Source organism: Duganella sp. HH101 (assembly GCF_001758795.1).
GTDB lineage: Bacteria > Pseudomonadota > Gammaproteobacteria > Burkholderiales > Burkholderiaceae_D > Rugamonas > Rugamonas rivuli.
In genome coordinates this window covers 41,916-67,873 of record NZ_LRON01000010.1, presented here as the reverse complement: position 1 = coordinate 67,873, position 25,958 = coordinate 41,916, and the positions used below count along the sequence as shown (strand labels likewise).

The window sequence follows — 25,958 nt, the reverse complement described above, 5'->3', positions numbered from 1 at the left end:
AAAAAATATGGAAGCCACAGCTTTTTTAAAGGGTATCGGCCTCGGCGGCAGCCTCATCGTCGCCATCGGCTCGCAAAACGCTTATTTGTTGAGACAGGCGCTGAAACGGGAATTCGTATTAACTTGTATCGCCATTTGCGTCGTTTGCGACGTTGTGCTGATTGGTGCCGGCGTGGCCGGTATGGGCCAATTGATTATGGAAGCGCCCGCGCTTTTATTCTGGATTAAAATCGCCGGCGCCGGATTTTTATTCTGGTACGGATTGCGGGCGGCGCGCTCGGCCCTGAATCCGGGAGCCATGACAGCCAATGAAAACTCCACGGGCAGCGATCGCCGCACGGTGGTCGCCGCCATGCTGGCATTCAGCCTTTTAAATCCCCATGTTTATCTGGATACGGTCGTATTACTGGGTTCGATAGGCGGGCAGCAGGCCGGGAATGGACGCTGGTATTTCGCGCTGGGTGCAATGCTCGCTTCGCTATTGTGGTTTAGCAGCCTGGGACTGGGCGCCCGTTATTTAACGCCGGTATTTGCCAATCCCCGGGCCTGGCAGATATTGGATGGCCTGATTGCGCTGGTAATGTGGGCGCTGGCAATCTCCTTATTCTTCTGAATAGCACCCTGTCGGCCGTTGCCCCGCACGCTGGTTCCGCGCGTCCGGGGCGCTGCGCCCAGGTGCTTTGGGTCAAGCCGGAAACTGGCAGGTTCATGCTAATTTTTGGCATAAAAAGCATGGTTGCCCGCTCTTTTTCCGCTGGGAAGCCGCATTGTGCCAATCGGCAACACTCCACTCCGCCTGGAATACCGCTGGCACAGCCGTTCAGCATACAATGAGGGTAGTTACTCCATACAGTTCTTGGGCCCGACGCCGGCCGATATATATGAGCACGGACCTCAGTAATTACGCCCACCTCTCCGCAGTAGCGGCTGCCTTTGCTGCAGACGCTATTCTGAGTACCTTGCTTATTTTCCTTTGGATAATGCAGCGCAAGGAAAAGCATGCTCTGTTCTGGGGGCTGGGACAGCTGTCGGTAATGAGCGGGATTATTATCTGGTTTATCGGCGACCGTATATTGTCCGAGGCCGTGCGCATTCCGCTTTGCGCTAGCTTGCTTTCCGCCGGCATGATCGGATATTGGAGCGGGACCAAATTCTTCCTCGGTGAGTTATATCGTTATCAAATACGTTTCATATTGCCGGCTGGTTTATTAATAGCCATCGGCAGCAGTGCAGTCTGGATGGAATATCCGGATTTGCTGGCGCCGGGCAGTGCCCTGATCTTGGGCCTGATGATGTTGTGGTGCGGCCACCGGCTGATCAATAATAAAAACCGCTATCGCCTGCTCGGCATCACGCTGATATTAAGAGGCGGGTTTAATGTTTTGACCTCCGTCACGCTGGGGCCGGAGTTATACCTGATCTGGTTTATCGGCACCACGATATTGAAAACCCTCAGCATGCTGGGTTTGATTTACGCGGTGCAGGACGAGATTCAACAACGCTATGCGCGCACCATCGATAGCCTGAGCAATGGCTTCCTGATCCGCGACCGCCGCGGATACGTGATGGTGGCGAATGAACGCTGCGCAAGATTGCTGGGCTTCAACGGTCCCGCCGACCTGATCGGCCGCCACGTTTCCGAGTTGCTTCCCGGTCTCACGCGCCAGATGGCGGACCAGTATTTCAGCCATTTCCTGACCGAAGGCGTCCAGTTCCCCATCGTCGACACCACCATCCTGACTTTGCATAACGGCAATAAACTGCCGGTCGAGATGCTCGGTTCGCCGTACGAAGAGCGCGGCCGACTGTATTGCCTGGTCCAGCTGTTGGACATCAGCGAGCGCAAAAAGAAGGACGACCAGCTCTACCAGGCAGCCCGCATCGACCCCGTGACCGGCTATTTCAATCGCCACGCGCTGTCCAAGCGGCTGGAAGAGGAGGTCGCCAAAGCCGCCTCCAGCGTCTGCGAGTGCGCCGTGCTGTTCATCGACCTGGACAAGTTCAAACGCGTCAACGATTCCTTCGGCCATGCTGCCGGCGACGAGCTGCTGCGCCAGTGCGCGCGCCGCCTGCACGGCGTGCTGCGTCCGCAGGACGTGCTGGCCCGCTTCGGCGGCGACGAGTTCATCGTCATCCTGCCCGGCCTGCCCCTGGGCACCAGCGAACAGACCGCCAGCGACTGCGCCAGCGGCATCATCGCCACCATGGCGGACAGCTTCAGCCTGTCGCACCACGCGATCGGCGTGTCGGCCAGCGTGGGCATCGCCTGCTATCCCTCGCACGGCAGCGATAGCGATACGCTAATCCGCAACGCCGATATCGCCATGTACGAAGCCAAGAAGGCCGGGCGCGGCGAGATGCGCTTCTTCAACGACGCCATGAACGCCGCCGCCAAGGATGCGCTGGTGATCGACGGCGCCCTGCGCGGCGCCATCGAGGCCGGCGAATTCCATCTGGTCTACCAGGCCATCACCGATGCCCACACCGGAAAACTGACCAAGGTGGAGGCGCTGCTGCGCTGGAACAGCGCTTTGCTGGGCGCGGTGCAGCCGGATCGTTTCATACCGGTCGCCGAAGATAGCGGCATGATCGTCGAACTTGGCACCTGGGTGCTGAACGAAGCGTGCCGCCAGGTGGGGCAGTGGAAAACCGGCGCGCTGGACGGGATCACCATCAGCATCAATGTCTCGGCCTGGCAGCTGGCCGATCCGCGCTTCGTCGAGCTGGTGCGGCAGGCGCTGGCGGCCAACGGCCTGGCGCCGCGCCAGCTGGAACTGGAATTGACGGAAAGGGTGCTGATCGACGACGGCGGCCAGGTGCAGGCGGTGCTGACGCAGTTGCGCGCGCTGGGCGTGAGCATTTCGCTGGACGACTTCGGCACCGGCTACTCTTCGCTCAGCTACCTGACCCAGTTCCACCTGAACACGCTGAAGATAGACCGCGCCTTCGTCATGGATATCGAGCATAGCGAGCGCAGCAACAACCTGGTGCACGCCATCATCGCCATGGGCCACAGCCTGGGCCTGCAACTGGTGGCGGAGGGCGTGGAAACGGCAGGCCAGGCGTCCATCCTGGAAAAAATGGGTTGCCACTATCTGCAGGGCTACCATATTTCCCGGCCCATCCCGGCGGAGGAACTGCTGGTTTTTGCGGACGGCCTGCTCGACAGGCCGCACGTTGATAATTTCGCTATTTAGCCACTGAGGTCGGCAGCTTTTGCGCCGCCTCCTCGGGCGTCAGTATCCAGATGCGGTCGATATTGCCGTTCATGTCCACCGTGTAGTTGACGACGATGTCGCTGCCGCGTATCGCGGCCGGCATTTCGATCATATTGTCCTGGTTGAAGATGCGCGCGGCCGGCGACAGCTGGCGCGGCTTGCCGTCGATGCTGATGTCGGGGAAGTAGCCGGGCGTCATCTTGCCGCGCAGCGCGTGCGCCGGAAACGGCCGCTCGAACGCCAGCGCCGACAGCGACATCAGGCCGGCCATCAGCAGTGCAAACAATCGCAGCATACGCAGCTCCCCAAGTGATGAGGCTTCAGCTTACCCGATTATTTTCCCATCGTGGCGAACATCGCCAGCACGGCGGCGGCCATCACGCCGGTGCATAGCCAGCCCAGCACGCCGAGCCGGCGCGAGATCACCAGCTTGCCCATCACGGCAGGCCGCGCCGCCAGCAGCATCACCACCACCATGATGGGCACCGAGATCACGCCGTTGAGCACGGCGCTCCAGTACAGCGCGCGGATAGGATCGATGTCGGTAAAGCACAGCGCCGTGCCGATCGCCGTGGAGCCGATGATGATGGCGTAGAACCTGGGCGCGCCCGAATACTGGAGCTCCAGGCTGTTCTTCCAGCGCATGGCGCCGGCGATGGCGTAGGCGGCCGAGCCGGCCAGCACGGGCACCGCCAGCAGGCCGGTGCCGATGATGCCCATGCTGAACAGCGCGAACGCGAAGTCGCCGGCGATCGGTCGTAGCGCCGAGGCCGCCTGCGCCGACGAGGCGATCTGCGTGACGCCATGCGCGCCCAGCGTGGCGGCCGTGGTCAGCATGATGAACGCGGCCACCAGGTTGGAAAAGCCCATGCCGACCACGGTGTCGATCTTGATGCGCTGCAGGTTCTGCGGCGCCTGCGCTTGCGCATGCTTGAGCGCCCGGGCTTCTGGATCGGCGTGCAGATCTTCCACCTCCTGCGAGGCCTGCCAGAAAAACAGGTAGGGGCTGATGGTGGTGCCGAAGATCGCCACCACCGTCGTGATGTAGGCGGCGTTCCACGACAGCTTGGGCAGCAGCGCCTCGTGCAGCAGCTTCAGCCACGGCAGCTTCAGCGTCAGCGCCGTGACGACATAGGCCAGCAGGGCCAGCGTCAGCCACTTCAGCACCTTGACGTAGCGGCTGTACGGCAGCGTCACCTGCAGCACCAGCGACAGCAGGCCGGCCGCGGCCGCATACCAGTGGGCGGGACCGCCGGCCAGCAGCGCCACGGCCTGGCCCATGGCGGCGATGTCGGCGGCGATATTGATGGTGTTGGCCACCAGCAGCAGGCCCACCAGCAGGTACAGCAGCGGCTTCGGAAAGTGGCGGCGGATATTGGTCGCCAGTCCATGTCCGGTGACGCGGCCGATGCGCGCGCTGATCGCCTGGATGCCCACCATCAGCGGATAGGTCAGCAGCACGGTCCACAGCATGCCGTAGCCGAACTGCGCGCCGGCCTGCGAATAGGTGGCGATGCCGCTCGGGTCGTCGTCGGCGGCGCCGGTGATCAGGCCGGGGCCCAGCTTGCCCAGCCAGCCTGGCTTGCCGCTGTGCGGCGGTTTGGTCGTATCCATGGCGTCTCCCTGTCGATGACCATGCTAGGGCGGACGCCGCAGGCGGTCCGTACGCTCGCGTACTTATGCTGGGTGAAGGAATGTTGTCATGTCACCAAGTTGTCACATTCCCGTCATCGCTGCGTCATATGCAGTTCCTACAATCTTGCCAGTTTTGATTCCAGTCCAGTTTCCACTAACTCGCAAGAAAGAAGAACAATTATGCAACAGCGCTTCCCTTTGAAACCATTGTGCCTGGTGGTCCTGCAAGCCCTGGCTTGCCACGCCTACGCCGCCGCTGAAGCGGTCGACGCCGCCGCCGACAGCTCGGTGGCCGGCGCCATCGTCGGTCCGGTGCAGACGGTGGAAATCACCGGCCGTGGCCAGTCGCGCCAGGTGCAGAACATCAACAAGGCCGACCTGGCCGAAGCGCTGCCGGGCACCAGCCCGCTGAAAGTCCTGGAAAAACTGCCAGGCGTGAACTTCCAGTCCGCCGATCCGTTCGGCGCCTACGAGTGGTCGACCCGCTTCAGCGTGCGCGGCTTCAACCAGAACCAGCTGGGCTTCACGCTGGACGGCGTACCGCTGGGCGACATGAGCTATGGTAACAACAACGGCCTGCACATCAGCCGCGCCATCTCGTCGGAAAACGTCGGCAACGTCACCGTGTCGCAGGGCGCCGGCGCCGTCGGCACCGCATCGACCAGCAACCTGGGCGGCACCGTGCAATTCTTCACGCTGGCCCCGAGCGAACAGCGCGGCCTGACCTTCGCGCAAACCTTCGGCAGCGATTCGACCTCGCGCACCTTCGCCCGCGTCGACACCGGCCTGATCGGCAACGCCGTCAAGGCCTACATCAGCGGCACCCGCCAGCGCACCGACAAGACCAAGGGCGGCGGCGGCCAGGACCAGGATCAGCTGAACTCGCAATTCGTGTTCAACTTCGGCGAAAACAGCCTGACCGGCTTCCTCAACTACTCCGACCGCCGCGAAGTCGATTACCAGGACGTGTCGCTGGAAATGGTGCGTCGCCTGGGCTACGGCTGGGACAACTACCAGCCTGACTGGCAGCGCGCGGTGGACGCCGCCAAGAACAAATTCAGCGGCGCCGTCAACAGCCTGGACGACGCCTACTACTCGGCCGGTGGCCTGCGCAAGGACACCATCGGCGGCCTGACGCTGAACCTGAACTTCACCAGCAACCTGGCGCTGAAGACCACCATCTACCACCACGACAACGACGGCCAGGGCCACTGGTACACGCCGTACGTGGCGACCGACGCCGCCAACCCGATCTCGCTGCGCACCACCGAGTACTCGATCGGCCGCGACGGCGTCACCAGCGACCTGACCTGGGAGTTCGGCAACCACACCGTCACCGCCGGCCTGTGGGGCGAGCGCAGCAACCACAACGCCACCCGCAACTACTACAAGGTGACTGGCCCTGCCGACACCATGTTCTTCCTGGCCAATCCGTTCCGCACCGACTTCAAGCAGAACTTCGTCACCACCACCTCGCAGTACTACGTGAGCGACACCCTCAGCGCCATGGACGGCAAACTGAAGATCAACGCCGGCTTCAAGGCCATGGACGTGGACATCAAGGCCACCAACATCGTCGGCACCCGCGCCGCCGGCGACCTCGACGCCGAGAAGAAATTCCTGCCGCAGGCCGGCTTCAACTACGCCCTCAGCAGCGACGACGAAGTGTTCGGCTCGGCGTCGAAAAACATGCGCGCCTTCCAGCCGGGCGTCAACGGCCCGTTCTCGCAAACCCAGGCCGCCTACAACGCCGGCGTTGGCAAGCTCAAGCCTGAAACCTCGGTCAACCTCGACTTCGGCTACCGCTTCAAGCGCGCCGACATCCAGGGTTCGGTGGCGGTCTACAACGCCCGCTTCGACGACCGTCTGCTGAGCGTGGCCACCTGCGCCGGCATCGTCGGCTGCCCATCGACCTTCGTCAACGTCGGCAAGATCGACACCAAGGGCCTGGAAGCGATCGCCGTGTGGAAGTTCAACCGCGAAATCAGCTGGTTCAACTCGTACACCTTCAACGATTCCAAGTACAAATCGGACTACACCGACAACAACAAGCTGGTGGCCGTCAACGGCAAGCAAGTGGTTGACGCGCCGCGTTCGCTGTTCAACACCGAAGTATCGTATGAAAGCGGTACGTGGTTCGCCCGCGTCGGCGGCAAGTACACCGGCAAGCGCTACTACACCTACCTGAACGACGCCGGCGTGCCATCGTTCTGGCTGGCCAACCTGTCGGCCGGCTACAAGCTGAAATCGCTGGGCATGCTGAAAGACCTGTCGCTGCAGGTGAACGTCACCAATCTGTTCGACAAGCAGTACATCAGCTCGATCGGCACCAACGGCTTCCAGGCCAGCGATGTCGGCGGCACCGCGCAAACGCTGCTGACCGGCGCGCCGCGCCAGGTGTTCTTCACGCTGAACGGCAAGCTGTAAGCCTGCGGCGGCGGCTGGCCACGCCAGCCGCTGTTGCTCGCCCAACACAGCCCGATCATGGCGCTGGTGGCGGACTCCACATCGTTGCATACTGGCTAGCCCGGGCAACGATGAGGAGACCGCCATGCAATGGTTTTACGACCTGAGAATCGCCACCAAGCTCATAGTTTCTTTCGGCATAGTTTTATTGCTGACGCTCATCATGGGCGTTTGTTCGCTGCTGTCGATGGGACAAGTCAACCAGGCCTCCAACGATCTGGCGGAAAACTGGATGCCCAGCGTGCAGGCGGTGCTGGCCCTGCGCGTCGATATCGGCGAACTGCGGCGCTGGGAACTGTCGCACCTGATGGTCGACGAAGAAAAGGCCATGGCGCAGTACGACCAGCGCATGAACGCCACGCTGGCGGCGCTGGCGGCCGACCGCGCACGCTACGAAAAACTGATCTCCAGCCCCGGGGAAAAAGCCGCCTACGAGCGCTTCTCGCTGTCCTTGCAGGCGCTGTTGAAAGACAACGACAAACTGCTGGCGCTGTCGCGCGCCGGCCAGAAGGCCGAGGCGCGCGCCGTCATCGTCGGCAGTTCGGCCACCACCATCGGCGCGCTGATCGAGGACGTCAACCAGCTGGTCAAGATCAATATCGACGGCGGCAACGACGCCAGCGCGCAGGCCACCGCCACCTTCCACACCGCCCGCTGGACCGCGATCGGACTGCTGGCGCTGAACATCGGCATCGGCATGGTGCTGGCGCTGTGGGTGGCGCGCATCGTCTCGGCGCCGCTGCGGGAAGCGGTGGGGCTGGCGCGCGGCGTCGCCGACGGCGACCTGACGCGCGCCATCGCCGTGCACTCGGCCTGCGAGACGGGCCAGCTGATGCAGGCGCTCAAGGACATGACCGGCAATCTGCAAAACCTGGTCAGCCAGGTGCGCAGCGGCACCGACACCATCGCCACCGCATCGAGCCAGATCGCCAGCGGCAACCAGGACCTGTCGTCGCGCACCGAGCAGCAGGCCAGCTCGCTGGAAGAGACGGCCTCGTCGATGGAGGAGCTGACCAGCACCGTCAAGCAGAACGCCGACAATGCGCGCCAGGCCAACCAGCTGGCGCAGTCGGCCTCCGGCATCGCGCTCAAGGGCGGCGACGTGGTGGGGCAGGTGGTCGGCACCATGGCCTCGATCAATGAGTCGTCGCGCAAGATCGTCGACATCATCGCCGTCATCGACGGCATCGCTTTCCAGACCAATATCCTGGCCTTGAACGCGGCGGTGGAGGCAGCCCGCGCCGGCGAGCAGGGGCGCGGCTTCGCGGTGGTGGCGTCCGAGGTGCGCAACCTGGCGCAGCGCTCGGCGGCGGCGGCCAAGGACATCAAGCAGCTGATCGGCGATTCGGTGCAGAAGGTGGAGAGCGGTTCGCAGCTGGTCGACCAGGCCGGCGCCACCATGAACGAGGTCGTCGCCAGCATCGCCCGCGTGACCGACATCATGAGCGAGATCACCTCGGCCAGCGTCGAGCAGAGCAGCGGCATCGAGCAGGTCAACACCGCCATCGTCCAGATGGACCAGGTGACGCAGCAGAACGCCGCGCTGGTGGAGCAGGCCGCGGCGGCGGCGGAAGCCATGCAGGATCAGGCGGCCAGGTTGAGCGAGGTGGTCAGCGTGTTCAAGCTGCAGGCGTCCGGCGCACCGCCGGTTCGCCCGGCGGCGCGCAGCAAGCCTGCCGCTGCCTCGGTCCGCGTGGCGGCGGCCAGGCCGGCGCTGAAGAAGCCGGCCAAGGCCAGTGCCGCTGGCGACGAGTGGGAAACGTTTTAACCGCGCTGCCGCCGCAGCACGATGTGCGTGGCCTTCTCCGTCCCGACCGACGCCACGCACGCGTATCCCAGAGCCCGCAAGTCCAAGCCTTCGAACAGCGGTTCTCCCCGGCCCAGCAGCACCGGCGAGATGGCGATGTGCAGCTCGTCGATCAGGCCTTCGCGCAGATACTGGCGGATGGTGTGCGGCCCGCCGCCTATGCGTACGTCCTTGCCGGCTGCCGCTTCGCGCGCGCGGTCCAGCGCCTCGTGGATGCCGCCTGTGATGAAGTGGAAGGTCGTGCCGCCCTCCATCTCGATGGGAGCGCGCGCATGGTGGGTCAGGATGAACACCGGCGTGTGGTACGGCGGGCTGTCGCCCCACCAGCCTTTCCAGTCCGGGTCCGGCCAGTTGCCGCGATCGGGCGAGAACATATTCCGGCCAAGTATCCAGGCGCCGACATTCTGGAAACCACGGCTGGCGAAATCATCGTCTATCCCGGTGGTGCCGCCGTCCTGTCCGAACAGCGCCTGCTGGAAGGTGCGCGTGGGCAGCAGCCACTGGTGCAGCTCGGTTCCGCCCACGCCGAGCGGGTGGTTGATGTCCTGGTCCGGACCTGCGCCGTATCCATCGAGCGAGATGGTGAAGCCTTCAACGCGAACTCGTGTCATCGTCTGCCTCCGTGTAGTGTTTTGACTATCCTATCATCCACGCCCGGGATGGCGCTCCCGCCACGCCTTCAGTGCGGCGCGGTAGCGATCCAGTTCATCCTGGTACATGTCTTCGACGCAGAAGGCGCAGCCGCTGTGGCAGCAGTCGCCCGGTTGCGGCGGCTGCGGCGCTTGCGGCTGCGGATCGTCGGCAGGGATGGAGGCGGCGGTGTCGCTCATCGCCGTCCTCACATTGGCGGCATGGCCAGCAGCGCCATGTTGCGGCCCTTTTCCTTGGCGCGGTACAGCGCGCGGTCGGCCATCTGCACCAGCAGCTCGGGCGAGCTGTCCTCGGTCGGCACCATCACCGCCACGCCGATGCTGATGGTCAGGATGCCGAACGGCGACTGCTCGTGCGGCAGCTGGCGCCGCGCCAGCTCGGCGCAGATTTCCTCGGCGATGCCGAAGGCGTCGGCGGCGTCGGTGGCGGCCGCCAGCAGCGCGAATTCCTCGCCGCCGTAGCGCGCCACCAGGTCGGTGGTGCGGCGTCCGTGCGTGGTGATCAGCTCGGCCACGGTGCGCAGCGTCGAGTCGCCGGCCAGGTGGCCGTAGTGGTCGTTGTATTTCTTGAAGTAGTCGACGTCCAGCATCGACAGCGCCAGCGTCTGGCCGGTGCGTGCCGCGCGCCGCCATTCCGCCTCCAGCGCCAGGTCGAAGCCGCGCCGGTTGCTGACGCCGGTCAGGCCGTCGGTGGTGCTGAGCGCGGCCAGCTTGCGGTTCGATTCCTCCAGCTCGCCGGTGCGCGCGGCCACCAGCTGCTTGAGCTCGGCCTCGCGGCGGGTCAGGCGCTGGATGCGGATCTTGTAGGCCAGCATCAGCGAGCCGACGATCAGCGCGGCGCCGCCGGCGCGGAACCACCAGCGCTGCCAGAACGGCGGCGTGATGGTGATGTTCAAGGTGGCCGGTTCCGGGTTCCACACGCCCAGGTGGTTGGCCGCCTTGACGCGGAACACATAGTGGCCCGGATTCAGGTTGGTGTAGCTGGCGCTGCGGTGGGCGGCGTCGGTCTCCACCCAGTCGCGGTCGAAGCCTTGCAGCTGGTAGGAATAGCGGTTCTCGCCCGGCTCGGTGTAGTGCAGCGCGGCGAACTCCAGCGAGAACACGGTCGCCTGCGCCGACAGCGTCAGCGCGGTCGGCGACGTCACCGGCCCTTCGGCCTTGACGTTCTCGCCCGGCTTGCCGTCCTGCAGCGAGTGGTTGAACACGGTGATGTCGGTGATCGCCACCTGCGGCGGCACCGAGCTGGTGCGCACCGCCGACGGCGTCACCGCCGTCATGCCGTGCACGCCGCCGAAGTACAGCACGCCGTTCTCGCCCATCGCCGAGGAGTTGACGGTGAAGCCCTCGGTCAGGCCGTCCGAGGCGGTGAAGCGCGCCACCTGGCCGCTGGCCGGATCGAGCCGGTACAGGCCGGCGATGGTGCTGCACCAGATCTTGCCGTCGAGGTCGTGCTGGATGGCGAGGATCTTGGGCGCGCGCATGGCCGCCGCATACGATTTGAAGCTGATCGTGCCGTCCGGCTTGAACACCACCAGGTCCAGCCCCTTGCTGGTGCCGACCCAGATGCGGCCTTGCGCATCCTCGTGCAGGCTGGCGATGTTGTCGTCGCTGAGGCTGTTCTTGTCGTTGACCGCGTGGCGGTAGTGGCGGAACTTGCCGCTGGCCGTGTCGAGCAGGTCGAGGCCGCCGCCATTCCATTCCGAACCGGCCCACACGCGGCCGGCGCGGTCCTCCAGCACCGCCGAGGTGCCGTTGACGCTGCGCGTGCTCGGGTCTTGCGGATCGTTGTAGTAGATCTTGCGGGCGTCGGTCCTGGTGTCGTAGCGGATCAGGCTGTTGCCGGTGGCCAGCCACAGCACGCCGCCGGCGCCGGGCGCGATGGCGTTGATGTAGTCGCTGGCGGTGTTGCCGAAGTGGATGACCTGGAAGGGGCTGTCCGGCGTGTCCAGACGGTTCAGGCCGTTCGACGTGCCCAGCCACAGCGGGCCCTTGCCGTCGTCGTCCTGGTACATGCTGTAGACGATGGAGTGGCTCAGCATGCCGGGCTTCTTGTCGTCGGCGCGGTAGCTCTTGATGACGGTGCTGGTGGCCGGATCGTACAAGCTCATGCCGACGTTGCCGCCCAGCCAGATGCGGCCGCCCGCCGCGCGGGACAGGCTCAGCAGCGCGTTGCTGGCCGGCGCCGAGCGGCTGTCGATACGGAACGGCACGTGGCGGGTGAAGCCTTCGCTCGACAGGTTGGCCAGGCTGATGCCGTCGGTGAAAGAGGCGATCCACAGCATGCCGCCGCGGTCCTGCATCACCGCGCGCAGATTGTCGCCGGGCAGGCTGTAGGGGTCGTCGGCCGCGTGCACGAACTGGTCGAACTCGCCGTTGGCGTCGTTCCAGCGCAGCAGGCCGGCCGACAGCGTGGTGCACCACAGCGTGCCCTTGTTGTCGATGTTGAAGTTGGTGATGCGGCTGTACGGCGAGGCGATGGCCTTGCGCGTGTCCCAGTCGCTCTTGCCGTCCCAGCGTATCACGCCCGATTCCGTGCCTATCCACAGCATGCCGTTCTGGTCGAACTGCAGCGCGCGCACGATGTTGACGCGGGCGTCGGGCTTGGGCGACGGGTCGACCTGGTGGTGGCGGAAGCGGGTGGCGCCGGGCGCCAGGTAGTCCAGCCCGCCGGGCCAGGTGCCGATCCAGACGCCGCCCTTGGCGTCCAGCGCCAGCGCGTTCAGGTCGTTGCTGGCCAGGCTGTCGGGATCGGCGTCGTCGTGGGCGTAGACGGTGAACTTGCCGCTGGCCGGATCGAAGTGCTGCAGGCCGCCCCAGCTGCCCACCCACATGCCGTTCTTGCCGTCGGAAATGATGTTCTTGATGATGCGGTGGTTCTTGGGCGCCTTGCCGGGCGGCGCGAACAAGGTGAAGTTGTTGCTCTCCGGGTTGAAGCGCGCCAGGCCGTTCTGGGTGCCGGCCCAGATGCGGCCCTGCTTGTCCTCGTAGATGGCGGACACGCGGTCGTGCGGCAGGCTGTTCGGATCGCCGGGGTTGTTGATGTACTTGACCGACTGGTAGCCGTTGTAGCGGTACAGGCCGTTGGTGTGGGTGCCGACCCACACGAAGCCCTTGCGGTCCTGCATCAGCGACAGCATCGACGGCTCGTCGCCGCCCAGCGGCCCGAGTTTCTTGAAGCGCAGCGACGGCGCCGGCGCGGCGTCGGCGTGGGGGGCGAGCGGCAGCATGGCAAGCAGGGCGATCAGCAGCAGGAATGGCAGGAGCAAACGGCGTACAACCGGCGATGACAGGAGCATGGGGGGAATCCGATGGCGGGAGATTTCTGGTCAGATTAACTATTATACATACCATTGATGCAATGGTTTCGATATAAAAGCCAGTGGTTTTTAGCGCAGTTGCCGGAAATTAGGGTATAGTTTACGGCGCTCATTGTATCCTGCTGTTATCGCGTGCCGCCCCGCCGGTCCTTCCGCACTTCCTCCAAGTTGACCATCAGCCAGGGCCGGCAGTGCAAATATGTTGTTATTTGAAGAAAGCTTGGCTGCCCGCCGCAGGGCCGCCGCACACATTATGTCCGAAACCGAGATCATCACCCCGAACGTTATTGCTCCCGCCGCTACGGAAGCCGTGGCCGCCGAAGCCGTAGAGACCGCCGTACCAGCCGCGCCGGCGCCCGCCGAAGTTATCGCCGCACCCGCCGAAGCCGCAGCCGCGGTTGCCGCGCCGGCCGTCGTTGCCGCCGCCGAGCCGTCCCAAGTCCGCTTCGCCGATTTCGGCCTGTCGCCGCACATCCTGCGCGCGCTGACCGACCAGGGCTATGTGCATCCGACGCCGATCCAGGCCCAGGCCATCCCGGTGCTGCTGCAGGGACGCGACGTCATGGGCGCGGCCCAGACCGGCACCGGCAAGACCGCCGGCTTCGCGCTGCCGATCATCCAGATGCTGCTGGCCCACGCCAGCACCAGCACCTCGCCGGCGCGCCACCCGGTGCGCGCGCTGATCCTGACCCCGACCCGCGAACTGGCGGTGCAGGTGGCCGAGAACGTCAAGGCCTACGCCCAGCACACGCCGCTGCGTTCGACCGTCGTCTTCGGCGGCATGGACATGAAGGGCCAGACCGTGATCCTGAAGGCCGGCGTCGAGATCGTCATCGCCACCCCGGGCCGCCTGCTGGACCACGTCGAGCAAAAGAACATCAGCCTCGGCCAGGTGCAGATGCTGGTCATGGACGAAGCCGACCGCATGCTGGACATGGGCTTCCTGCCCGACCTGCAGCGCATCATCAACCTGCTGCCGGCCAAGCGCCAGAACCTGATGTTCTCGGCCACGTTCTCGCCGGAGATCAAGAAGCTGGCCAACACCTTCCTGACCAACCCGGTCACGATCGAAGTGGCGCGCAGCAACCAGACCGCCGACAAGGTCACGCAGGTGGTCTACAAGGTGCCGGAAAACCAGAAGCACGCGCTGACCGCGCATCTGCTGCGCCAGCGCGAGCTCAAGCAGGTGATCATCTTCTCCAACACCAAGATCGGCGCGTCGCGCCTGGCCAAGGGGCTGGAGCAGGAGGGCATGAAGGCGGTCGCCATCCACGGCGACAAGACGCAGCAGGAACGCATGGCCGCGCTGGAATCGTTCAAGAAGGGCGAGATCGACATCCTGGTCGCCACCGACGTCGCCGCGCGCGGCCTCGACATCACCGACCTGCCGTGCGTGATCAACTACGACCTGCCGTACAACGCCGAAGACTATGTGCACCGCATCGGCCGCACCGGCCGCGCCGGCGCCTCGGGCGACGCGCTGTCGATCTATTCGGACAAGGATGAACGCCTGCTGGCCGACATCGAGAAACTGATCAAGCAAACCATCCGCCGCGGCGAGCTGGACGGCTTCAACCCGGCCCCGAGCTATGGCGGCGACGAGCGCGGCGAACGCCGTCCGCGCCGCGAAGAGGGCGGCCGTGGCGCACCGTCGCCGGCGGCGCCCGCCGGCCGTGGCGAGCGCGGCGACCGTGGCGAACGCAGCGACCGTTCGTCGCCGCGCGCTCCCGGCGCACCGGCTTACGGCGCGCGCCGCGAGAAGGTCGATCCATGGTTCCTCAAGCCGTACGAGCCGGCCAAGGCGCCGGCACCGGCACCGACCGCCGCGCCGGGCAGCGCGGCAGCGGCCAAGCCCAAGCAGAAGGTTGCCTTCCTGCTGGGCGGCGCGCCCAAGCAGTAACAGCCGGCCCCCCCGGCGCTCAGGGTTTGCGGTAGACGCAGACCACGATGTCGCTGGGGAAGGCGCGCAATACCGGGATCGTCATCATGACGGCGGCGTATTGCGCGTAGATGCTGAGCCAGCTTCCCTGGCCGGCGCAGCGCAAGCGCTCCAGCATGCTCTTGGCGCGCACCGCGGGCAGTTCGGCCTTGAGCCGCAGCTCCAGTCCCTGTGCGCCGACCAGCTTGCTCAAATTCCCCGCTTCGAAATAGTGCACATGCGGCGACGGCAAGCCCTTTTGCCACAGCCGCTCGAACGGCGTCCGCCAGCCGAGGCGCGCGAACAGCTTGGACAGGCGGTAGAAGAAGCCCCGGCTGTTGGGCAGGTTGAGTATCAGGATGCCGCCCGGCGTCAGCCGCTCGCGGCAGGCCGCCAGCGCCGATTCGATGTCGGGGATATGCTCGATCACATCGTTGAACACAATCACATCGAACAGTTCGCCCGCCTCCAGCGCATCGGGGAAGAAGCCGCTGCGGATCGGCAGGCCGCGCGCGGCGGTCTTGCGCGCGACCGCCGTGTCGGGCTCCATGCCCAGCACGTCGAAATCGTCGCGCGCCGCTTCCAGGAACCAGCCGTGGGCGGCGCCCACGTCCAGCAGGCGGCGCGCGCCGGCCGGCGCCAGTTCCCTGGCATAGCCGACGATGGTCTTGAAATTTTCCTGGCGGATGGCCTTCAGGCCGGCTTCGCGCTGGGCCTCGTCCACGTGGACATGGACCTCGGCGTCGTTAATCGTGGGCAGCAGCGCCGCGCTCTCGTAGCGGCAGGACGGACAGACGCGGTGCCAGGCGGACAGCCCCGGCGCCGTTTGATGTTTGCAAACCAGACAATCCATGTAAACCCCTGTGTGAAGCCATAGTCAAGCGAGGGATTAAATGTATAGCAAGATTGAATAACAGGCCAGCGCTTTCAGGCCCGTCGCGCCAGCGGCTGCTGCGGGGCGGCCGCCGCCGTCCGCCTGGTCAGCAGCCGCAGCAGCAGGTTGCGGACCTGGTTGGACAAGCCCTGCTCCAGATAGTGGTGCGACAGCGCCGCCACCGACAGCGCGCAAACCAGCGACAGCAGCACCGACCACCAGGTGGCCCACAGGCCGATCAGGCCGGCCATCTGCAGGGCTTGCTGTTCCAGCCCCTGCGCGATCGGGTGGGTCAGGTAGAGCGAATAGGAAATCGAGCCCAGCCAGATGCACAGGCCGGGCGCGCGGATCTGCACGGTCTTGCTGGCGACCGCCATCGCCAGCACCATCAGCGCCAGCGGCCAGCCAAAGCGGGTCGGGCCATGGTCCCACACCGCGCGGCTGTAGATGGCGAACACGGCGAACGCCACGCTCAGGCCCAGCGCATGCCAGGCCAGCTGCGGGCTGCGGATGCGCAGCCACGGCTGGCGGTGCGCCCAGCCGATCAGCACGCCGGCCAGGAATTCCAGCACGAAGGGACTGGTGACGATGCTCATATAGCCGGCCGTAAAGCCGTGGTCGCGGGCGACGCTCATGTCGAAGCCGGCGTGGCCCAGCGGCAGCAGGATCACCGTCAGCAGCACCCACGAGGCCAGCACGAACCAGCGCAGGCGCTTGAACAGCATGCTGGCGGCGAAGATCAGATAGAAATACATTTCGAATTCCAGCGTCCAGCCCACCAGCAGCGTCAGCCCGAAGTAGGGGGGCTGGTGCGGATCGGCCGGCAGCATGGCCAGCGTGTGCCAGAAGGCCAGCCGGTTGGCGGCCACGTGGAAGTAGCTGGTGCCGCCGCTGAGCACGTACACCGAGGCCAGCGTGACCACCGCGTACGCCGGCCACACGCGCGCGAAGCGCTTGACGAGGAAGCGCGCCGCCTCGCCCGCGCCGCCGGGATTGCCGGTGGTCGAGTAGTACATGATGAAGCCGCTGATGATAAAGAACAGGTCGACGCCCATCGCGCCGGGCGTCATCAACTGGTCGGCCAGCGGCCAGGAGGGCGTGCCGAGCAGCGCATACCTGCCGTGGGTCAGCACCACCAGCAGCGCGGCCACGCCGCGCAACAGCTGCACCCAGTGCAGGTTTTTTTCTTGGTTCATTACGGCGTACTGCTTTCGGTGTTGTGAGGGCGCCGCAATTCTAACCGTTTGCTAATGAAATAATCTCACCAAATTCCACCTGCGCTCAGCGCGCCAGCCAGCGCGCCATGTCCTGCTGCATCGCCTCGTAGGTGTAGAAGCGGCGCTGCTCGTAGTACAGCGGGCCGGCGTGCGGCCGTTGCGCCAGCCGTTCCAGCGCCACCGGCTGCAGCTGCTGGCTGCCGTGGCGCAGGTAGTGCCACAGCACGAAGGGGAACAGGCCGACCCAGGTTTTCCACTGGCTCGGATAGCGCAGCAGCCGCGCCAGGTGGCGCAGCCGCGCCGGCCAGGCGATGGGCGTGCGCTCCACCGCGCCGTTGGCCGCCAGCGGCGCCAGCACATTGAACCACGGCGCCCTGCGCCGCCACGCGTTGTACAGCGAGTACTGGCGCAGCCGGGCGATCAGGCCCAGGCGCTGCGCCGTGTGGGCCGCCAGGAAGTGCAGGGCGTCATGGTCGTGGTGGCCGCCTTCCCAGGCGGTCACGCAGACCAGTTCGACCTGGCCGTAGCCGGCCAGCCAGTCGTGCAGCCAGCGGCCGGCGCCGTCCATGTGCTGCGGCAGCTGGCCGTCGACGATGCCGAGGCGGTCGCCGGCGAAGACGATGTCGCGCGCGTCCACGCCCATGGCGGTCAGCACCGCCAGCGATTCGGCGTTGCGGCGCGGGCCGCTGCCGGCCGCGCCTTCGGTCAGGTAGGCGCAGGCCACGCGGCGCCCGCGCCGCAGGCAGTCCTCGATGGTGTGGAACACGCCGTACTCGTCGTCCTGGTGGGCGAACAGGAACAGCGCGGCCGGGGCGTCGGGCTTAGTAGGCATCGAAGTCGAGGAAGCTGAAGCGGATCGCCGCCGGGTCGAGCTGGGCCACGCGCCCGGACAGCGAGCGGTAGATCAGGTTCAGCGGCGACGGCCGCAGGCGCTGCGGGATCGACGGATAGCCGGTGTAGCGGCGTTCGCTGTCCGGCACCAGGCCCAGGAACAGGCGCGCGGGCGCCCAGGCGCCGGCCACGTGGTTGTGGTCCGGCGTGCCGCCGCCGGCCGGCAGCGCCAGTTCGCCGTAGGCGCGCGCCACGCTCAGCGCGGCGGCGTCGAACTGCCACAGCGCGCCGCGCCGGCGCATGCGCACCGGATTGTCGGGATTGGCGCAGCGCCAGGCCAGCGCGGCCGGGCTGCGCTGGCGCTCGAAGCTGGCCGCCGCGCCCTGGCCGTGCGGCCGCGTGCCGACGCCGCCCCAGCCCAGCCGCGCCTCCAGCGGCCGCACCAGCTGGAAGCCCAGCTTGCGGATGAAGCCGGGCGTGCTGTTGGCGTTGGCCACGCCGTACACCGCGTCATAGCCCTGCTCGCGGGCGGTGTCGTAGGTCAGCGCCGCCAGCCTGGTGAACAAGCCCTTGCCCTGGTAGTCCGGGTGGGTGGCGGTGTTGAGCGACAGCAGCACGCGCACGTCCTCGCCGCCGATGCGCGCCACGCCGGGCACGCAGACGTAGTGCGCGGCCAGGCGCTCGCCGTCCCAGGCGTCGTAGCCGGCCGCCGCGCCGTCCGGATTGTCGGCGTACAGCCAGCGCAGATAGGCCGGCGTGAACTTGCTGGCGTCCGGGAAGCAGGCGGCGAACAGCGCGCCGTACTGGGCCAGCGCGGCCTCGTCGTAGCGCACCGGGGCGAAGGTCAGCGTGGCAGTGGCAGTATCAGCAGTCATTTGAATACCCAGAATTTACTCAACAGGAAACCGTTGGCGGCCACCACCGGCAGCGAGACCAGCTTGCCGGCCAGCGGATTGCCCAGCAGCGCCTGCGCCAGCGCCACCAGCAGCAGCGTCAGGCCGTAGTTGACGCCCACCACCACCAGGTAGCGCCACAGGCTGTGGCTCTGGCTCAGGCGGGCGAAGGTGACGCGGGCGTGGAAGGCGTAGTTGACCGCCAGCCCGGCGACGAAGCCGATGCTGGCCGCCGTCAGCGAGGGCAGGCCGGCGCGCAGCGCCAGCTGCATCAGGCCGATGTCGATCAGCGCCGTCAGCAGGCCGCCGGCGACGAATACCAGGAACTGGCGTTGCAGGAACAGCCGCTTATACATGGGAGCTCAGGTGTTTCATGCGGCAGGGTTTTCCTTGATAGTCGATGCGCCGAAGGGCTGCCATTTTAGCAGCGTCCGCCTGCCATGGGGGCAAAGCGGGGGCCGCAGCGGTGTGCGGCGCGAGCGGACTCCTGTACAATTTCGCCACCAACACTTACCGATGCTCAATTGAACACCTTTCCCCAGCACCGTATCGCCGTCGTTGTCCCGTGCTACAACGAAGCCCTGACGATCGCCGCCATCGTACGCGACTTCAACGCCTGCCTGCCCGGCGTGCCGGTGTACGTGTTCGACAACAACTCCAGCGACGACACCCAGGCCGTGGCGCGCGCGGCCGGCGCCATCGTGCGCAGCGTGCGCCAGCAGGGCAAGGGCAATGTGATCCGCCGCATGTTCGCCGACGTCGACGCCGACGTCTATGTGATGGTCGACGGCGACGACACCTACGACGCCAGCGTGGCGCCGCAGATGGTGCGCCAGCTGCTCGACGAGGGCCTGGACATGCTGGTCGGCACCCGCCATACCGACGAGCAGGAAGCCTACCGCTTCGGCCACCGCTTCGGCAACCGCCTGTTGACCGGCTGCGTGGCCGCGGTGTTCGGCAACACCTTCACCGACATGCTGTCGGGCTACCGCATCTTCTCGCGCCGCTACGCCAAGTCCTTCGCGGCGCACGCGGCAGGTTTCGAAACCGAGACCGAGCTGACCGTGCACGCGCTGGAGCTGCGCATGCCGGTGGCCGAGGTGCCGACCCGCTACGGCGCGCGGCCGGAAGGCTCGGTCAGCAAGCTCAACACCTACCGCGACGGCATCCGCATCCTGTGGATGATCATGAAGCTGTTCAAGAACGAAAAGCCGCTGCCGTTCTTCGCCATCGGCGCCGGCGTCAGCGCGCTGCTGGCGCTGGTGCTGGCCGAACCGCTGGTCGCCACCTATCTGCAGACCGGCCTGGTGCCGCGCCTGCCGACGGCCGTGCTGTGCACCGGGCTGGGCATGCTGAGCGTGCTGTCGCTGTCCTGCGGCCTGATACTCGACACCGTCACCAAGGGCCGCATCGAGCAGAAGCGCTTCGCCTACCTGGCGGTGCCGGCGCCGACGCCGGCCTCCGACGCCTGATGCATGCTTAAGCCGCACGTCCGCATCCAGCTGCTGCGCTTTGCCGTGGCCGGCGTCGCCGGCCTGGCGGTCGACGTGCTGGTGCTGTACCTGGCGCTGGCGCTGGGCAGCGGCTTCCACCTGGGCCGCGTGCTGTCCTTCCTGTCGGCGGTGTGGGTCACGTGGCAGATCAACCGCCGCTACACCTTCGACGCCGCCACCGACACGCCGTGGCGCCAGTGGTGGCGCTATGTCGGCGCCATGGCCTTCGGCGGCGCCGTCAACTACGGCGTCTCGGCCGCCGTCATCGCGCTGATGGCGGGCTGGCCGGCGGCCGCGCCGCTGCTGCCCGCCGCGCCGCTGCTGGCGGTGTGCTGCGGCACGCTGGCCGGCCTGGTGCTGAACTTCCTGAGCGCCAAATTCCTCGTCTTCCAACGCTGACCTACCGCCTATGATCAAGTTGTCGCGCCTGTTGACCGCCCTGGCCGCCGTGATGGCGCGCTGCCTGACCCTGCTGGAAACCCGTCCCTGGCTGCTGCCGCCGCTGTTCGGCGTGCTGTCGCTGCTGCTGGGGCAGGACGACAACTGGGACTTGCGCAACTACCACCTGTACAACCCGTTCGCCCTGCTCAACGGCAAGCTCAACGTCGACCTGGCGCCGGGCCAGTGGCAAAGCTACTTCAACCCGACGCTGGACCTGGTCTACTACGGCCTGCTGCGCGCGCTGCCGGCGCCGCTGGCCGGCTTCGCCATGGGCGCCTTGCACGGCCTGAACGCGCTGCTGGTGCTGGCCATCGCGCGCCGCCTGCTGGCGCACTTGCCGCAGGCTGGCGCGCAGCGTTTGCCGCTGTCTCTGCCGCTGTCTGTGCCGCTGTTGCTGGCGCTGGCCGGCTGCATGGGGTGCGCCTTCTTCAGCCAGCTGGGCAATTCGATGGGCGACAACCTGACCGCCCTGTGCGTGCTGGGTGCGCTGGCGCTGGCGCTGCGCCACTGGGAGGCGCTGGCGCGCGCCGGCGGCCGCGGCCTGGCGCTGGCCTTGCTGGCCGGCCTGGTGATGGGCGCGGGCACCGGCCTCAAGCTGACCAACGCCACCTACGCGCTGGCGCTGTGCGCGGCGCTGCTGATGCTGCCGGGCGGCTGGTGGCGCGCCGTGTCGCGCGCCTTCGTGTTCGGCGCCGGCGTGCTGTCCGGCATCGCGCTGACGGCGGGCCACTGGTTCTGGCGCATGTGGCTGGAGTTCGGCAATCCGCTGTACCCGCAATTCAACGACATCTTCCGCTCGCCGCTGGCCGCGCCGATCGGCATCGGCGACACCCACTGGCTGCCGCAGGGCTGGACCGAGAAGCTGCTGTGGCCGGTGATCTTCGCGCTGCATCCGGAGCGCGTCACCGAGATCCGCATGCGGCTGCTGTTGTGGCCGCTGCTGTACCTGGGCTTCATCGTGCTGGCCGTGGCGGCGCTGCGCGCCTGGCGCCGGCCGCGCATTGCGGGGCAGGCGGGCTTGCCGCCGCAGGCGCGCTTCGTGCTGGCGTTCTTCGTGCTGGCCTACCTGGGCTGGCAGGCGCTGTTCAGCATCTACCGCTACCTGGTGCCGCTGGAGTTGCTGGCGCCGCTGGTGTTGTGGTTGCTGGCGCATCGGCTGCTGGCGCCGCCGGCGGCCCGCCGCGTGGCGGGCGGCGCGGTGCTGCTGGCCGTGCTGCTGGCGCTGCCGACGCCGCACTGGGGCCGCGCGCGCTGGAGCAGCGAGGCCTTCCGCGTCAGCGTGCCGGAGCTGGCCCATCCCGAGCAAAGCCTGGTGCTGACCACGCAGGCGCCGGTGGGCTGGTACACGGCCGGCTTCCCGGCCTCGCTGGCGTTTGTGTCGATCAGCGGGGGCTTCCCGGGTTCGGCGCTGTATGACCAGCGGGTGGCGGCCATGATGGCCGAGCGCAGCGGGCCGTTCTACGTGTTGCTGACGTCGATACAGCAAGACCCGGCGGAAAAGCCGCGCGCCGAGCGCCGCCGCCAGGGCGACGCGGCCGACAGCGCGGTGCGCAGCGACGCCGCCGCCATCCTCGGCCGCCACGGCCTGCGGCTGGATTCGGCGTCGGGCTGCCGCGTGTATCCGGCCTACATCGGCCGCAACTACCTGCCTTACCAGTTCTGCGCCGTGGTGCGCAAATAAGCTGGGGGTCAAGTCTGACATTCGGACACGAGCTCTGCCCTAGCGGCTGCTAGGGCAGAGCTCGTGTCCGAATGTCAGACTTGACCCCCGTTTTGTGACCCCCGTTTTGAATGTCAGACTTGACCCCCGTTTTTTTAAGGGCGCGGTGCGGCCGCGTCCAGGGTTTCCATGTTGTACATGGCGATGCCCAGCTTGCGCTGGTCGCCGCCGGCGCCCAGTTCCTGCGGCGAGGTCGGCTTCGGCACCTTGATGGTGATCACGCGCGCCGTGCCGTCGGTGCTGAAACGCAGTTCCTTCACGCCGTGCCAGCCGTCCGCGCGCAGCGGCACGGTCTGGCCGCCGGCCGTCACGTCGAAGTCCATGCCGGCGTTCGGTCCGTAGGCCGCCACGTCCAGGCGCAGCAGCAATTGCTTGGGCAGCGGCTGGGCGAACGTCAGCGTGACTTGCCCGCCTTCGGACCAGCGGCCCCAATCTTCCATGCCCGACAAGCCGGTGCTGCGCATGCTCTCATCCTCGGCCTCGGCAAAGCGGTACAGCCCGGCCTCGGCCGGCGGCTTGACGCGGGCCAGCGTGAATTCGCGCGAGCCGCTGTGGCGCACCGCGCCCGCCGGCAGCGGATAGTCGCCCACCACCAGCAGCCAGCCGTTCTGGTGCGCCAGGGATTCCAGCGCGATCGGCCGCCCAGGCGCCAGCTGCACCGCGCTGACGTCGATGCCGTCGACGAAGAAGCGGCTCTTGAGCAGGTTGCCCATGTCGGCGCCGACGATGGTCAGGCGCTTGATCTCGGCCGGGGTCAGGTATTGGTGCGCGTAGATGCCGGCCTTGACGTAGGCGTCCGGCCGCTGCGCCATGCGCGTGTATTGGTTGAGGTTGTCGCCGGAAATGACCAGCGCCACCGGCGTGTAGAGGTAGACGAAGCAGCGCGCCGCCTGGCGCGTGTTGACGATCCACAGCAGCAGCGCCGCCACGCCCAAGCCGGTCAGCGTCCCGAAGTTGCCCTCGTCGTGCACCATGCCGTACAGGGCAGGGCTGTCGATGTAGTTGGGGGTAAAGGCTGGAACCAGGTGATGGCTGGCCGCCCACGTCGCCAGCAGCAGCGGCAGCGCCACCGCCAGGCGGGCGCGCCAGCCCACGCCGGGGCGCTGCGCCGTCAGCTGCGCGCCGGCCAGCACCAGCATCAGCGGCAGGGCAAAGTCGTAGTAGCGCATGTGCAGGCGGGCGCCGCTTTCGGTGCCGCCGCCGGCCACCATCGCCGTGAACAGCGCCGTCACCGCCACCAGCGACGGGATCAGCAGCGCTGCGTAGGCCAGCAGCGTGCTGCTGCCGCGCGCGGCGCCCTGGCGCTGGACGCGGCTGGCGCACAGCAGCGCGGCCGACGCCAGCGGCATGCCGAACATCAGCACCAGCGCCATCAGGTGGCCTTGCAGGCTGCCCAGCGCCAGCTGGATCAGCACGCCCACGGTGGGACGCGTCTGGGCCTGGTTCGAATAGAATTTGCCCAGCAGGTAGAGGCCGTTGCGGCCGGCGTACAGATAACCCACCGCGAAACGCACCACGGCGGCCGTGACCAGCGCCACCGCCACCAGCAGCAGCGCTTGGCGCAGCCAGCGCCAGTTGCCGCCGCTGCCCGCACCGCGCTGGGCGAAGCAGGCGTAGGCCAGGTAGACCACATAGCCGGGAATCAGGAACAGCGCGTGCACCTTGACCATGGCCAGCAGGCCCAACACCACCGAACTGAGCGCCACGGTGCGCACATCGACCCGGCCCTGCGCGCGCAGCACGCTCCAGCTGAACAGCCAGAAGCCGCAGTAGTACATGGCTTCCGGCATGAAGTAGGCGGTGTAGCTGTTGGTCGGCGCCAGCAGGGCCAGCACGGCGACCGCGGCCGCGACCTGGCGCGTCATGTACTGGCGCGCGATCAGGTAGATGAAGGGCGCGGCGCCGATGTAGAACACGGCGTTGATCAGCCGCGCGCACTCAAGAAAGCCGTCGCCGCAGTAGTTGGTCAGCCGGTACACCGTGTAGTACAGATAGGACGGCACCAGCGTTTCCTTGAACGGCATCAGGCGGGTGAAGCTGCTGTACGACCACTCGTCGCCGAACACGGTCGGATACAGGCCGATGTTGCGCAAGGTGAAGTAGAGGAAGGCGGCCAGCAGCGCGATCAGGAACCAGGCCGACGTGGACAGGCGGGGAAGGGGGCGGTGAAGTAGGCGCATGGGCGAGTGAATGTGGGTGGAGTGGGCGCGGCCGTGCAGCCGCGCGCCTTGCCTTCAGTTGCGGGCGAAGATGCTGCGCAGCAGCCGGCCGCGGTTTTGCAGCGGCTTGCGCGGCACCGAGGCGATGTCGTAGGCCAGGAAGGCCAGCAGCAGCTGCGTGCCCATCAGGATGGGCATGGCCGACAGCATGACGGTGCCGGCCGCCGTCGGCAGGCCGGCGCGCGCCGAGTCGATCCAGTGCAGGCCGCCGTAGACGCTGCCGCCTATCACCATCAGCAGGCCCAGCGGCAGCTCGATCGAGGCCAGCGACATATTGCGCAGGTAGTAGTTGTAGAACACCCGCTTGCAGAAGTTGCGCACGTGCTTGGCCATGAATTCGGTGACGATCTTGGAAATCTTCAGGTTGCTGACCTCGTCGCCGTAGACCGCGTCCATCGGCACGTCGTGCACCACGGCGTTCAGGGTGTTGAGGCGGAACAGCATGTCGGTCTCGAAGAAGTAGCGCTTGCTGATCTTGTGGAACGGCAGGTGGCGCGCGGCGTCGCGGTGGATCGCGGTGTAGCCGTTGGTCGGGTCGAACAAGTCCCAGTAGCCGGACGACAGCTTGGTCAGCAGCGACAGCATGGCGTTGCCGAACAGGCGCATCGGCGGCATGCTGCCGATCTGCTCCAGGTCGAAGAAGCGGTTGCCCTTGGTGTAGTCGGCCTCGCCGGCCAGGATGGGGGCGATGAAGGCCGGGATCAGCGACGGGTCCATCTGGCCGTCGCCGTCGACCTTGACCATGATGTCGGCGCCGTCGGCGATGGCGGCCTGGTAGCCGGTCATGACGGCGCCGCCCACGCCCTGGTTCTCCGCATGCTCGACCACCACCACGCGCGGGTCGCTGTTATGGGCGCGCACATAGGCGCCGGACTGGTCGGGGCAGCGGTCGTCGACCACGTAGATGCGGTCCACTTCAGGGCCGATCGCCGCCAGCACGCCGAGGATATGGCGCGTCACTTTATAGCTGGGAATGACGACGGCGACGGAAGGGTTTTTGGTTTGCTGCATATTCTTCGGTGGTTATGTTGCGCGGACTGGGGGGCGTATAAGGTAAGCGGCGCCTATCGGCGCGGCAAGTGCCGTTACAGCCAGTTACATATAAGGCAAGTATGCCGCTGTGATTATACGGCAGGTCTGAGATAATGTTCACTACAGCAAGTTTTTAGTTGGCGGCCCGGCGGGGATTTTGGTTTATGATGCCCCCCTTCCGTTATATAAATGCCATTGCAGCGACACGGCCGGTCTTTTTGAGGTTA

At 66.4% G+C, this 25,958-nt stretch carries 20 protein-coding genes; 8 read left to right on the top strand and 12 right to left on the bottom strand.

Annotation, left to right across the window (positions count from 1 at the left end; all coding sequences use genetic code 11):
• Positions 1-7 precede the first annotated feature (7 nt).
• Positions 8-613, top strand: coding sequence for a LysE/ArgO family amino acid transporter (locus DUGA2_RS17135; RefSeq protein ID WP_070270632.1), 606 nt, complete (start codon positions 8-10; stop codon positions 611-613).
• A gap of 625 nt (positions 614-1,238) precedes the next feature.
• Positions 1,239-3,197 (top strand): bifunctional diguanylate cyclase/phosphodiesterase, encoded by a 1,959-nt coding sequence (locus DUGA2_RS17130; RefSeq protein ID WP_229214712.1) that lies wholly within the window; start codon positions 1,239-1,241, stop codon positions 3,195-3,197.
• On the opposite strand, the gene DUGA2_RS17125 is transcribed toward DUGA2_RS17130, so the two are convergent.
• Together DUGA2_RS17125 and DUGA2_RS17120 are read right to left on the bottom strand one after the other, a co-directional pair.
• On the bottom strand, positions 3,190-3,513 hold the full coding sequence (locus DUGA2_RS17125; RefSeq protein ID WP_070270629.1) for a hypothetical protein: 324 nt from the start codon (positions 3,511-3,513) through the stop codon (positions 3,190-3,192). The two genes, DUGA2_RS17130 and DUGA2_RS17125, sit on opposite strands and share 8 nt — an antisense overlap.
• A gap of 38 nt (positions 3,514-3,551) precedes the next feature.
• Complete coding sequence (locus tag DUGA2_RS17120) at positions 3,552-4,832, bottom strand: NRAMP family divalent metal transporter (RefSeq protein ID WP_070270626.1); 1,281 nt, start codon at positions 4,830-4,832, stop codon at positions 3,552-3,554.
• A 201-nt stretch (positions 4,833-5,033) separates the two neighbouring features.
• Between DUGA2_RS17120 and DUGA2_RS17115 the strand changes: the two genes are divergently transcribed.
• Together DUGA2_RS17115 and DUGA2_RS17110 are read left to right on the top strand one after the other, a co-directional pair.
• Positions 5,034-7,280 (top strand): TonB-dependent receptor, encoded by a 2,247-nt coding sequence (locus DUGA2_RS17115; protein ID WP_070270623.1) that lies wholly within the window; start codon positions 5,034-5,036, stop codon positions 7,278-7,280.
• A gap of 124 nt (positions 7,281-7,404) precedes the next feature.
• Positions 7,405-9,087 carry a methyl-accepting chemotaxis protein gene (locus DUGA2_RS17110; RefSeq protein ID WP_070270620.1) on the top strand — a complete coding sequence of 561 codons (1,683 nt, stop codon included), beginning with the start codon at positions 7,405-7,407 and terminating at the stop codon, positions 9,085-9,087.
• Here the strand turns inward: DUGA2_RS17110 and DUGA2_RS17105 are convergent.
• From DUGA2_RS17105 to DUGA2_RS17095, 3 genes are read right to left on the bottom strand one after another with little or no spacing between them, the layout of a single operon-like run.
• Positions 9,084-9,737 carry a dihydrofolate reductase family protein gene (locus tag DUGA2_RS17105; RefSeq protein WP_070270617.1) on the bottom strand — a complete coding sequence of 218 codons (654 nt, stop codon included), beginning with the start codon at positions 9,735-9,737 and terminating at the stop codon, positions 9,084-9,086. The two genes, DUGA2_RS17110 and DUGA2_RS17105, sit on opposite strands and share 4 nt — an antisense overlap.
• Before the next feature lie 33 nt (positions 9,738-9,770).
• Positions 9,771-9,956 carry an oxidoreductase-like domain-containing protein gene (locus tag DUGA2_RS17100; RefSeq protein WP_070270615.1) on the bottom strand — a complete coding sequence of 62 codons (186 nt, stop codon included), beginning with the start codon at positions 9,954-9,956 and terminating at the stop codon, positions 9,771-9,773.
• 8 nt (positions 9,957-9,964) lie between these two features.
• Positions 9,965-13,072 carry a diguanylate cyclase gene (locus DUGA2_RS17095; protein WP_070270614.1) on the bottom strand — a complete coding sequence of 1,036 codons (3,108 nt, stop codon included), beginning with the start codon at positions 13,070-13,072 and terminating at the stop codon, positions 9,965-9,967.
• A 274-nt stretch (positions 13,073-13,346) separates the two neighbouring features.
• Here DUGA2_RS17095 and DUGA2_RS17090 point away from each other — a divergent pair, with 274 nt between their 5' ends.
• Positions 13,347-14,993: a DEAD/DEAH box helicase gene (locus DUGA2_RS17090; protein ID WP_141753297.1), complete on the top strand. Its 1,647-nt coding sequence runs from the start codon at positions 13,347-13,349 to the stop codon at positions 14,991-14,993.
• 19 nt (positions 14,994-15,012) lie between these two features.
• Here the strand turns inward: DUGA2_RS17090 and DUGA2_RS17085 are convergent, their stop codons facing one another.
• The 5 genes from DUGA2_RS17085 to DUGA2_RS17065 all read right to left on the bottom strand — a co-directional run bounded on the left by DUGA2_RS17085 (position 15,013) and on the right by DUGA2_RS17065 (position 19,182).
• On the bottom strand, positions 15,013-15,864 hold the full coding sequence (locus DUGA2_RS17085; protein WP_070270612.1) for a class I SAM-dependent methyltransferase: 852 nt from the start codon (positions 15,862-15,864) through the stop codon (positions 15,013-15,015).
• 74 nt (positions 15,865-15,938) lie between these two features.
• Positions 15,939-17,081 (bottom strand): acyltransferase, encoded by a 1,143-nt coding sequence (locus DUGA2_RS17080; protein WP_070270610.1) that lies wholly within the window; start codon positions 17,079-17,081, stop codon positions 15,939-15,941.
• 85 nt (positions 17,082-17,166) lie between these two features.
• A complete protein-coding gene (locus tag DUGA2_RS17075) occupies positions 17,167-17,934 on the bottom strand; it encodes a PIG-L deacetylase family protein (protein ID WP_070270608.1) in 768 nt (255 codons plus the stop codon).
• Positions 17,924-18,808 carry a GNAT family N-acetyltransferase gene (locus DUGA2_RS17070; protein ID WP_070270606.1) on the bottom strand — a complete coding sequence of 295 codons (885 nt, stop codon included), beginning with the start codon at positions 18,806-18,808 and terminating at the stop codon, positions 17,924-17,926. The genes DUGA2_RS17075 and DUGA2_RS17070 overlap by 11 nt, the downstream gene beginning before the upstream one ends.
• Complete coding sequence (locus DUGA2_RS17065) at positions 18,805-19,182, bottom strand: GtrA family protein (RefSeq protein ID WP_070270604.1); 378 nt, start codon at positions 19,180-19,182, stop codon at positions 18,805-18,807. The genes DUGA2_RS17070 and DUGA2_RS17065 overlap by 4 nt, the downstream gene beginning before the upstream one ends.
• A 168-nt stretch (positions 19,183-19,350) precedes the next feature.
• Between DUGA2_RS17065 and DUGA2_RS17060 the strand changes: the two genes are divergently transcribed.
• Genes DUGA2_RS17060 through DUGA2_RS17050 form a run of 3 tightly spaced genes read left to right on the top strand, consistent with a single transcriptional unit; the run spans position 19,351 to position 22,441 of the window.
• Positions 19,351-20,298: a glycosyltransferase family 2 protein gene (locus DUGA2_RS17060; protein WP_070270602.1), complete on the top strand. Its 948-nt coding sequence runs from the start codon at positions 19,351-19,353 to the stop codon at positions 20,296-20,298.
• A 3-nt stretch (positions 20,299-20,301) separates the two neighbouring features.
• Complete coding sequence (locus tag DUGA2_RS17055; protein WP_070270600.1) at positions 20,302-20,718, top strand: GtrA family protein; 417 nt, start codon at positions 20,302-20,304, stop codon at positions 20,716-20,718.
• 10 nt (positions 20,719-20,728) lie between these two features.
• Complete coding sequence (locus DUGA2_RS17050) at positions 20,729-22,441, top strand: glycosyltransferase 87 family protein (protein WP_083296355.1); 1,713 nt, start codon at positions 20,729-20,731, stop codon at positions 22,439-22,441.
• 134 nt (positions 22,442-22,575) lie between these two features.
• Here the strand turns inward: DUGA2_RS17050 and DUGA2_RS17045 are convergent, their stop codons facing one another.
• Both DUGA2_RS17045 and DUGA2_RS17040 read right to left on the bottom strand, forming a co-directional pair.
• A complete protein-coding gene (locus tag DUGA2_RS17045; protein WP_070270599.1) occupies positions 22,576-24,660 on the bottom strand; it encodes a hypothetical protein in 2,085 nt (694 codons plus the stop codon).
• A 54-nt stretch (positions 24,661-24,714) separates the two neighbouring features.
• On the bottom strand, positions 24,715-25,710 hold the full coding sequence (locus tag DUGA2_RS17040) for a glycosyltransferase family 2 protein (protein WP_070270597.1): 996 nt from the start codon (positions 25,708-25,710) through the stop codon (positions 24,715-24,717).
• Positions 25,711-25,958 lie beyond the last annotated feature (248 nt).